This window comes from Arenimonas sp., from assembly GCF_022842045.1.
In the GTDB taxonomy this organism is placed as follows: Bacteria; Pseudomonadota; Gammaproteobacteria; order Xanthomonadales; family Xanthomonadaceae; genus Arenimonas.
In genome coordinates this window covers 1-10,272 of the sequence record NZ_JALHQI010000083.1, presented here as the reverse complement: position 1 = coordinate 10,272, position 10,272 = coordinate 1, and the positions used below count along the sequence as shown (strand labels likewise).

Annotated in this window: 6 protein-coding genes; 2 read left to right on the top strand and 4 right to left on the bottom strand. The window is 70.2% G+C overall.

Annotation, left to right across the window (positions count from 1 at the left end):
* Nucleotides 1-189 precede the first annotated feature (189 nt).
* The gene (locus Q0C12_RS13375) at nt 190-1,272 is read left to right on the top strand and encodes a hypothetical protein (protein WP_290891003.1); all 1,083 of its coding nucleotides are present in this window, start codon (nt 190-192) and stop codon (nt 1,270-1,272) included.
* 137 nt (nt 1,273-1,409) lie between these two features.
* On the top strand, nt 1,410-1,829 hold the full coding sequence (locus Q0C12_RS13370) for a hypothetical protein (protein ID WP_290891002.1): 420 nt from the start codon (nt 1,410-1,412) through the stop codon (nt 1,827-1,829).
* 105 nt (nt 1,830-1,934) lie between these two features.
* Here the strand turns inward: Q0C12_RS13370 and Q0C12_RS13365 are convergent, their stop codons facing one another.
* From Q0C12_RS13365 to groEL, 4 genes are all read right to left on the bottom strand, one after another.
* Complete coding sequence (locus Q0C12_RS13365; protein ID WP_290890999.1) at nt 1,935-5,480, bottom strand: S8 family serine peptidase; 3,546 nt, start codon at nt 5,478-5,480, stop codon at nt 1,935-1,937.
* Between the two features lie 307 nt (nt 5,481-5,787).
* Nucleotides 5,788-6,456, bottom strand: a complete 669-nt coding sequence (locus tag Q0C12_RS13360) for a hypothetical protein (RefSeq protein ID WP_290890997.1) — start codon at nt 6,454-6,456, stop codon at nt 5,788-5,790.
* 223 nt (nt 6,457-6,679) lie between these two features.
* Complete coding sequence (locus Q0C12_RS13355) at nt 6,680-9,097, bottom strand: TonB-dependent receptor (protein ID WP_290890995.1); 2,418 nt, start codon at nt 9,095-9,097, stop codon at nt 6,680-6,682.
* A 194-nt stretch (nt 9,098-9,291) separates the two neighbouring features.
* On the bottom strand, nt 9,292-10,272 hold a 981-nt coding region (gene groEL / locus Q0C12_RS13350; RefSeq protein WP_290890993.1), incomplete at its 5' end, for a chaperonin GroEL.

Sequence of the window (10,272 nt, the reverse complement as noted above, 5' to 3'; positions counted from 1 at the left end):
CGGCCGGCGGCCGGGCGGCGGGCGGGCGGCGGAGCGGCGGGCGGGGCGGCAGGCCCGGCGACGGAACTGTTGCCTGTCCCGTCCTCGGTATATGCTCCGGCTACGAGGCAATGCAGGCTGGCGCGGGGGGATCACGCGCCACCGGTTACCTTGGTCCATCCATCCTATTTCTAATCCAGGGGTCGCCACATGAATCGTTCCGCCATCGCGCTCGGGGTCATCATCGGCTGCGCTGTCCTCACCGGCAGCGTCAACGCCGCCTCCGTCGTCAACCCCGAGCAGCAGCGCCGCTCGGACCTCGTGCTGAAGATCGTCGACAAATGGGGCCAGCACGTCGAAGGCGCCTACGCGCGTCCGGCCGAGGCCTGGGGCGAGGACATGCTGCCGCTGCTCATGAAGGCCCCCATGGAGTCGCTGCAGCGCGCCGCCAACGCCCGCACCTTCGAGGGCATGAACGACGCGCTGCTGGCCAAGGCGGCGCCCGTGCCGGTGATGCCGCGCGCCGGCCTCGCGACCCCGCGCGTCTCGGGCGCCGGCGGCGCCCAGCCGGTCCGGGCCGAAGCCGGCACCGACGCCATTGGTGACGCCGACCAGGACCTGGTGTACGTGCCGGTCACGCCGTGCCGCGTCCTCGACACGCGCCTGGCGGGCGGCCGGATTCCGGCCGCAGGTACCCGCAGCTTCGAGATCGCCTCGGTCACCGACTACACCGCCCAGGGCGGCTCCGCCACCGACTGCAACGTCGGCAATGTCGGCACCATCGGTTCGGCAGTCATCAACTTCACCGTCGTGAACCCCAGCATCCCGGGTTTCGTCACCGCCTTCGAGTTCGGCGGCACCCAGCCGCTGGCCGCCACGGTGAACTACGTCGCCGGCGACATCCGCGGCAACCTGGCCATCGTGCCCCTGGACAGCGACCCCGCCGGTAACGACATCAGCGTCTACACGTTTGCCGAGACCCACCTGGTGGGCGACATCGTCGGCTATTTCGTCGCCCCGCAGGCCACCGCCATGGAGTGCACCTCGACCTTCGCCAGCCAGAGCGTCGCCGCCAACGACGTCTTCAACTTCGCCATCCCGGCCTGCCCCGTCAGCTACGCCGTTACCGGCGCCGGCTGCCGCACCCCGGGCTTCGGCGAGGCCAACTGGTCCATCAACGGCCTCTACCGGAACGGCGCGTCGGTCGACACCTTCTGTGCGGGCCAGAACGCCACGTCCGGCGTGATCACCGTCGAAGGCACGGCGCAGTGCTGCCGCGTGCCGGGGCGCTGATCCATCCAGGCTGACACCGGCCGGCGCCCACGCCGGCCTCGCTCCAGACCCCGCCACGCGCCCTGTTCCGGGCCGCCTGGCGGGGTTTTTTTCGGGCCGGGGAATCCGGCCCTCCCGGCTGCAGGAGGACATCCGCCATGCCATTGCGAGATCTGGTTCTTGCTTCACTCATCGTGCTGTCGCTGGCCGGATGCACGACGCGCACCGCCCCCGCCCAGGCCCCGCCAGCGGCAGGGAACAGCGCCTCGCAGCCGGCCCTGCCGCTTCCAGGCGCCGCGGGCGCAGGGGGCCCCATCGACCACCTGGCGGGGCCGGACGCCGCCAGGCCCAGTCGCTACTGCGAGACCGACAGCGACTGCGCCGTCAAGGACGTGGGCAACTGCTGCGGCTATTTCCCCATGTGCGTGAACAAGGACGCCAGGACCGATCCCGCCGCGGTACTCGCGCAGTGCCGTAAGGACGACATGGCCTCGATCTGCGGGTTCCGGGAGGTCAGCGCCTGCCAGTGCGTGGACAACCAGTGCGAGAGCCTGGAGGGCGGCGCCGTCGCGAAATAGGACCGGCTTCGTCGCCCGCCGGGCGACCACGGCGGCCCGCGCGCCGCCAACAAAAAAGGGCCCGGATCGCTCCGGGCCCTTTTCTTCATGCGTTGCCTGGACCGATCAGGGCGCGACGACGTTCAGCTGCACCGGCACGGCCACCGAGGGCGACACCGGATCGTTGCTGTTGACGCAGACGAAGCCACCGTAATTGCCGCTGGCCAGGCTGGAAGACAGCAGGGCGAGGCTGGTGGGCTGGCTGGCGCCCGGCGCCAGGGTGCCGCCGGCCGGGCTGATCACGCCCATCCAGGGCGCGCCGCAGGCCACCTGGCCACTGACGCGCATGTTGAGGCCGGCGAACGACGGGTTCGAGACCCAGTCGCCGGTGTTCGTGGTGCTGATGGTGAGCGACGCGAAGCTGCCGTTGCCGGTGTTCGAGCCAAACTGCGCCCACCGGTTGGCGAAGGTGCCGCGCGTGTTGACCACCAGCCAGTAGGTGCCCGGCGGCAGGACCAGGCTCTGGCCAGCCGCGGCCAGGTTCAACGACAGGAAGCCACCCGCCGTGCTCACGCCCGGCGCATTCGGCGCCGCGGTGTAGCTCCAGACCGCCGCGCCCGGATTGGTGGCCGGGTTGCCGGCCGGGAAGCCGGCGGCGTCCGGATAGATGGACCAGGTCAGGTTGACCGCCGCGCCCGGGAAGGCCGCGTTGCTGACCACGAAACCCTCGGCGCTCAGGCCGGTGATCTGGGTGCTGACGGCCACCTGGAAGTCATCCGCCGCGAACTGCGCGTTGCTGCCGGCCGTCGCCGGGTCGGTGTAGATCGTGTTCCGGAAGCCGCTGCCCACGGCGCCGCGATCGGCGCGGTAAACCGTGGTGGCACCGTTGCCCGACGTGGCGGCGGTGTACACCAGCGCCGAGCCACCGATGTTGCCGATGTCGAAGCTGGTGGAGCCGTCGTTGCCGAGCGCGACGCTGGCCGACACCTGGTTGGGCACCGACAGGACCGGCGGCGCCACCGTGACGCCGATCGGCAGCCGCAGGGTGCCGTCATTGGCGGACGGGGCGCCGCTGTAGACCCGGGTCATCACCAGCTCGCCGAAGTTCCAGGCATTGTCGGCCGGGATCGCCGAGCTGTTGATGGTCACCGTGACCGTGCGGGACGCGCCGGCGGGCACCCACAGCAGCGGGCGATCGACGCTGCCGGCCAGGCCGGTCACGCTCAGCGACCACAGCCCGCCCGACGTGCCCGGGTTGCGGAAGGTGCGCACGAACTGGCAGGACTGGGCGCAATTCGCCCGCGCCATGCTCGGCAGGTTGAGCGTGTGCGTGAAGCCACCGGTGCCGGGATTGGCGGCAAGGTAGTTGGCCTTGTTCTCATCCATGACCAGGCCGGCCCGGATGGCCCGCTCCAGGCGGACGCGGCCCGAGCCGCGGGCGAACGGGTTGGCCGGCGTCACCTGGTCTTCCAGGAAGACCTCGGTCTTGGCGGTCATCAGCAGCGCCGACTTGATCTCGGCCACGGTCCAGGTCGGACGCGCCTGGCGGATCAGGGCGGCGGCGCCGGCGTTGTGCGGCGACGCCATCGAGGTGCCGCTGATGGTGCCGACCAGCTGCTCGGAGCCGGTGATCGTGGTGCCGGCCAGCACGGCCAGGACGTTGACGCCCGGGGCGGTGATGTCGGGCTTGATCAGGTTGAAGCTGCCCGCCGGACCGCGCGAGCTGAACGCCGCCAGCGCATCGGCGGTGTTCGGCAGGCCCACGGCCGGGAAGGTGATCTGCGCCGTGGTCGTGGTCGGGTTGGCGTTGCCGAAGTTGCCCAGGGCATCGCCCTCGGCCTGGGTCACGCTGAACACCGGGACCGTGGTGCCCGGCACCGACGGGAGGATGACGCCCGCCTGGTTGTTGGCGATGATCACCGCGATGGCACCCGCGGCGGACGCATTGTTGGCCTTGATGGCGAACGAGCAGGTACCGCGGCGAACGACCGCGATGCCACCGGCGAACGTGTCCGGCGCATAGGCCGCACAGCCGTCGCTGGTGGTGGCGAAGCCGGCGCTGATGAACAGGCGGGTGGTGCCCGGGATGGTGGCGACGAGGTCGACGCCGCCGGTGCCGGCGTTCATCACTACCGGCTGCAGCGCGGCCGGCACGGGGGCCGGGCCGGTGACCTGCATGAGGTAGCCAAAGCCGGCGCGGCCATGCTGCGCCGCCGCGGTGGACGAGGTCCACGGCTCGAGGTGGCCCATGGTGTTCGGGCCCGGGCCGCTGTTGCCCGCCGAGGTGGCGACGAACACGCCGGCGTCGGTGGCATCAAGGAAGGCCAGCGAGGTCGCTTCGCTCCAGGGCTGGGCGCCGCCGCCGATCGAGTAGTTGATGACGTCGACGCCGTCGGCCACCGCCTGGTTGATCGAGGCCAGGGTGGCCACGTTCGGGCAGAGGCCCTGGCCGGTGGCCGTGTTGGTGTAGCAGGCGTCGTAGGCAATGATGTTGGCGCGCGGCGCCACGCCGGAGATGCGCAGCTGGGCGCCGCTGAAGACGACGTCGCGGCGGTTGCCGCCCGCGGTGGAAGCCGTATGGCTGCCGTGGCCGTTGGTGTCGCCGAAGCCGGGCTCCTCGCGCACGTTCGCGACGCCGCACTGGTTGCCGGGCGCGCCGCAGACGAAGTCGTAGCCGCCGATCAGCTTGCTGTTGCAGCGGCCGGCATCGTCACCGCCGGCAGCGCAGGTGCCGAGGTAGACGCCGTCGCCAAGCGGGTTGGTGTGGACGTAGCCGTCCACGGGGTCGGTGGCGGCGAACGACGGGCTGCCGAAGTTGATGCCCGAATCGATCACGCCGAGGACGATGCCCTCGCCCTGGACCGCGCTGGCGCCGCCCGGCTGGTTGATGGTGCCGGCCCACGCCGCGGGCGCGCCGATCAGGGCCGGTCCGACGTCGGTGGTGGTTTCGTATTCGCGGTAGGCCTCGACCAGGCGCACGCCCGGGAGCTTGGCGACGCGGGCCGATTCTTCGGCCGTCATGTCGACCACGATGCCGTTCACCGCGTGCTGCATGCGCATGCGCACTTCCAGCGCCCGGCCGGCGACGCTGGCCATGCGCTCTTCCATCTCGAGCTGGCGGCCCTGCAGGTAACCCAGGTAGTTCAGGGCTTCCCGGCTGTGGACGTCAAGGCGGCGCTTGCCGTTCTTGCCCACCTGCCGGGACGGCGCCATCAGCTCGACGATGTCGCCGCGGTAGGCCGCGAGCGAGGGCTCGTCGAACAGCACGATGAAGGTGCCGGGCGCGATGCTGTCGCTGCTGGAGATCGGTGCCGCCGGGCGATCGACGTCGCCGCCGGCGTTGAGAAGTTCGTCGTAGTGGAAGCCGCCGCCCGGAAGGCGATTGCGCGGCATCACCGCCAGGCGGCGAACGCCGGCCTGGGCGCTGGCGGCCTGGGCGCTGGCGGCCTGGGCGCGGCCCGGGGCGCGGGCGCTGCTGCTGGCGGCGACCTGGCCGGGGCGCGCGGCGATGGCATCGAAGCGGACGCTGCCCGCAGCCAGTTCGGCGCGCTCGTCTTCCGTGAGTTCCGAAGGATCCGGACCCGGCGCAGCGCGCGAAAGGAACTTGTAGGCCGGGGGGCTAGCCACCGCGACCAGGGCCACGAATGCGAGTGCCGCACCCCACTTCTTCATGTTCAACATGTCTTCCCCCGAGACGAATCACTGGATCCAATGGTGCGAACGATGCCGCGCTTGCACTCCCTGCAAGCCATCCCGTGGGGATGTGGCGGACCGGTGCAGGACGAACCCGGGCGTCATTCGCTCCGGGGTCTGCCCGAGGCCGAGTGTAAGCCCAGTTCGCGTGGCTTTGCCATTGTCCCCTCAGTGCCCGCCTTCACACGCCCCAAGCCCGGCACCGGTCCGGGCTTCGGGGTCAGCGCCGATGCTGCAGTGCAGCTCGGAAGTCCATGCCGCCGGCGAGCTTGGCAACGGCCGGGGCTCAGCCGGGTTCGACGCCCGGCGAGAGCAGCAGCGCCGCCGCGACGGCGGCGAGCCAGGCCTTGCTGCGCGCGTCGAGGGTCGGGTCGAACAACACCTGCCCGGCGTTTAGCAGGTCCACCACCATCAGCGTGCCGGACTCGCCGGCGACGGCGTAGCCCGTAGGTTCACCCGAGCGCCAGCGCGAGCCCGCATAGCCCAGCAGCGGCGTCACGCGCAGCCGGCCCCAGGGGGAATCAACCCAGCCGGACGGGGCGCGGGCGCGGGCCTCCAGCACCAGGCGGCGCCCCGGGTCATCCTGGGAAAGCCGCAGCCCGCAATCGAGCACCGGCCCGGCGAGGGCCCCGAGGTCGAGCTCCCAGCCGCCGTCTTCGTCCTCTTGCCCGAGCAAGCTGGCGCGACCGATGCATTCCACGTCGATCACCGGCTGGTCGCGCGTGGTCAGCAGGAAAGCATGCGCCCGCTCGCCCTCGGCGAGATCCAGCCGCCCGAGGGAGCCACCCGACACGGCGGTGTCCCCACCCGCCTGGATACGTGCGCTGTAGGGCCCGAACACCAGGGGCTGCTGGAAGCGTCGCGGCGAGTAGCCTTCGACCGCGTGGATTTCCGGCTCGGCGAAATCCTCGGGAAGTTGCACCCGGGCTTCGCGCGCGTCGGCGCGGTTGGCCATGAGCGCCAGGCAAAAGACAAACAAGATTGGACGCAGATGCACGTGGGCGGTCCCTTGGGGAGAGCGCCAAAGCATGCCCGGCCAAACCGCAATGTGGGCACCCTGGCGGGACGGCGATTCAGCCGCCGCTTACCCGCCGGGCAACGACCGGCGATTCCCCGGCCACCCGGGGGACCGCGGCGCGGGCTCCCGGGGGCTGGCGCCGCTCTTCCCGGGCCCGCGCTTACCAGCGGTAGCCGATGCGTCCGTACAGGTAGGCGCCATTGAAGCCGTTGGGCGAGGACGCGCTGTAGGGCAGCTGGCCGTTGGTGGAGTTGGCGAAGATCACCTCCTCCGGATACTCGTCGAGCACGTTGTCGGCGCCGAGGGTGAAGTCCCAGCTGCCCGAGGCGTAGCTCGCCGAGAGGTCGAGCGTCCACTGCGCATCGAAGGTCTGGTCGCGCGAGGTGTCGGCCGGGTTGTTGCCGAACAGCACGCTGAACTCGCCATACCGGGTCGCGTTGGCGCCGAACTTCCAGTTGCCGACGCCCCACAGGCCGCCGAGCTGGAACTTGTCGCGCGGCGCACCCACGGTCAGGCGGCCCACTTCGACGCGGCCGATGCGCACCGCGTTCGGATCGATGGCCACCAGGACCGCGGGGTTGGCCGCGATTCGCTCCACCGTGGTCTTGTTGTAGTTGTAGCCGGCGGTGAGGTCCAGCGTGCTGTTGGCCAGGCTCCAGCGGTAGGTACCGATCACGTCGACGCCGCGGGTGCGGGTATCGACGGCATTGGTGAAGTAGCGGCCGCCGCCGAGCGAGGGATCCACCGTGGCGTTCAGGAAGGCACGCACCGCGGTGGAGGTGAGGTTCTCGGAAAGCAGGATGCGATCGTCGATGTCGATGCGATACGCATCGATGGTGACGTACAGGTCCTGCACCGGCGTCAGCACCAGGCCGAGGCTGAAGTTGGTGGACTCCTCGGCCCTCAGCGGCTCCGCGCCAAGCGCGACGGCGGCGGCGTCGTTGACCCGGAAGGTTCGGATGTCGAAGGGCACGCCGCCGATGAAGTTGGTGGCGGTGGAGCGGAAGAACTGCTGCTGCAGGGAGGGCGCACGGAAGCCCGTGGCCACCGTGCCGCGCAGCGCCACCGCGTCGCCGAAGTCGTAGCGGGCCGAAACCTTGCCCGACGTGGTGCTGCCGAAGTCGCTGTATTCCTCGGCGCGGACCGCCGCAGCCAGGGTAAAGGCCTCGTTGAACGGCATTTCGACGTCAAGGTAAACCGCATAGCTGTCGCGGTCGAACTGGCCGGCATCCGTGGGCCGGAAGCCCGGGAAGACCTGCGAACCGGACGGCGTCGGGTTGCCGCCGACCAGCTGGCCCCCGTTGAGGTAGGAGTTGGGCTCGCCCGCGCTCTGGGTGAATTCCTCGCCGCGCCATTCGGCACCCAGCGCCACGTTGAGCGGATAGTCCATCCAGGCCACGTCGTAGCCCTTGCTGGCATCGACATTGAATACCTGCTGGGCAATGTCCAGCGCACCCGCGTAGAAATTGCGCTGCGAAGCCGCGCCCTGGCTTCGGTTCAGGCTGTTCTCGACGTCGAAGCTGAGGTCGTTGTTGCCGTAGTTGTAGCTGATGTCGAGATTCCAGTCGCCCGCGACCACGCCGCGCAGGCCCAGCACCGCGCCGCGATCCTCGGCGATGTTGCGGATCTGCGGCAGGAACCCGTTCGGGTAGATCGCCGGCACGTTGCGGCTGTCGGCGGCAGTCCGGAAGAACCCGTTCGACAGGGCGTCGCGGCGGCTGGCGTTGGCGAAGCCATAGAGCGTCAGCGCGTCGCCCACATCGAACGAGGCGTTGGCCGAGAGCGCGTACTGATCGATCTCCGGGTCGCCGTAGCGCTGCACCACTTCGCCCGGCGGCGGGGCGGTGACCGGGCGGACGGTCACGCCCGGGGAAAGGACGTAGGGCCGGGCGCGATCAGTCTGGTCGCGGTTCACGTATTCGGCGGCGAGGTGAAGCTTGCCGCTCGCGCCCAACGCGAAGCCGGCATCGCCCTGCGCCTGGTAGCTGCGGCCGTCGCCGGCACTGTACTGGCCGACGTTGGCGGCAAGGCTGCCGCCCTTGCCGCTGCCCTTGAGCACCACGTTGACCACGCCGGCGATGGCGTCGGAGCCGTATTGCGCGGACGCCCCGTCGCGCAGGACCTCCACGCGCTCGATGGCGGCGATCGGAATGGCGTTGAGGTCCACCGGCGAGGAGCCCCGGCCCTGGCTGCCGTTGAGGTTGATCAGCGCGGTGGTGTGGCGGCGCTTGCCGTTGACCAGGATCAGGACCTGGTCCGGCGCCAGGCCGCGCAGCTGGGCGGGGCGGACGGCGTCGGTGCCGTCGGTGATGGCCGGGCGCGGGAAGTTGAGGGAAGGCAGGGCCCGGGAGAGCGCCGTGGCCAGCTCGGTGGTGCCGGTCGCCTGCAGCGCTTCGGGCGTGATGACGTCGATGGGCGCGGCGGACTCGGCGACGGTTCGATTGGCTGCCCGGGTGCCGGTGACGACGACCGTATCGAGGACAGCCGCCTCCTCCTGCCCGGCGGTTTCCTCCTGCGCCAGGACAGGTTGTGCGGCGAGTGCAAACAGCAGGCCTAGGGTCAACGGGTGACGGCGCATAGGTGTCTCCGGTTTGGGCCAAGTCGAAGATCCGGATGGTATGTGAATTCCTTGTGAGAAAGTCGCCCTGTCGGCGGGATACCCGGCCTTGCAGCGGCCCATGGCGAACCCCTGACCGCCTCCGGAATGAAACGAAAAAGGCCCCGCCGGAGCGGGGCCTTTGGTGTTGCGGGTTGCTGCGGTACGGCGGGGACTTAGAAGTCCATGCCGCCCATGCCGCCCATGCCGCCACCGCCCATGCCGCCGCCGGCACCGGCGCCGTCATCCTTCTTCGGGGCCTCGGCCACCATCGCTTCGGTGGTGATCATCAGGCCGGCGATGGACGCCGCGTTCTGCAGCGCGGTGCGGGTGACCTTGGTCGGGTCCAGGATGCCGAACTCGATCATGTCGCCGTACTCGCCGTTGGCGGCGTTGTAGCCGTAGGCAGCCTTGCCCTCGACGACCTTGTTGAGGATGACCGACGGCTCTTCACCGGCGTTGGTGACGATCTCGCGCAGCGGGGCTTCCATGGCGCGCAGGGCGATCACGATGCCGTGGTTCTGGTCTTCGTTGGCGCCCTTGAGGCCGGTGATGGCCGCCTTGGCGCGGATCAGCGCGACGCCGCCGCCCGGGACGATGCCCTCTTCCACCGCAGCGCGGGTGGCGTGCAGGGCGTCTTCGACGCGGGCCTTCTTTTCCTTCATCTCGATCTCGGTCGAGGCACCGACCTTGATCACGGCCACGCCGCCGGCGAGCTTGGCGACGCGCTCCTGCAGCTTCTCGCGGTCGTAATCCGACGAGGTCTCTTCGATCTGGGCCTTGATCTGCTTGATGCGGGCCTGGATGCCGTCGGCAGCGCCGGCGCCGTCGATGATCGTGGTGTTCTCCTTCGAGACCTGCACCTTCTTGGCGCGGCCCAGGTCCTTGATGGTCGCCTTCTCAAGCTGCAGGCCGACTTCCTCGGAGATCACGGTGCCGCCGGTCAGGATGGCCATGTCTTCCAGCATCGCCTTGCGGCGGTCACCGAAGCCCGGGGCCTTCACGGCGCAGACCTTGACGATGCCGCGGATGGTGTTGACCACCAGCGTGGCCAGGGCCTCGCCTTCCACTTCCTCGGCCACGATCAGCAGCGGCTTGCCGGCCTTGGCGACGCCTTCCAGCACCGGCAGCAGCTCGCGCACGTTGGCGATCTTCTT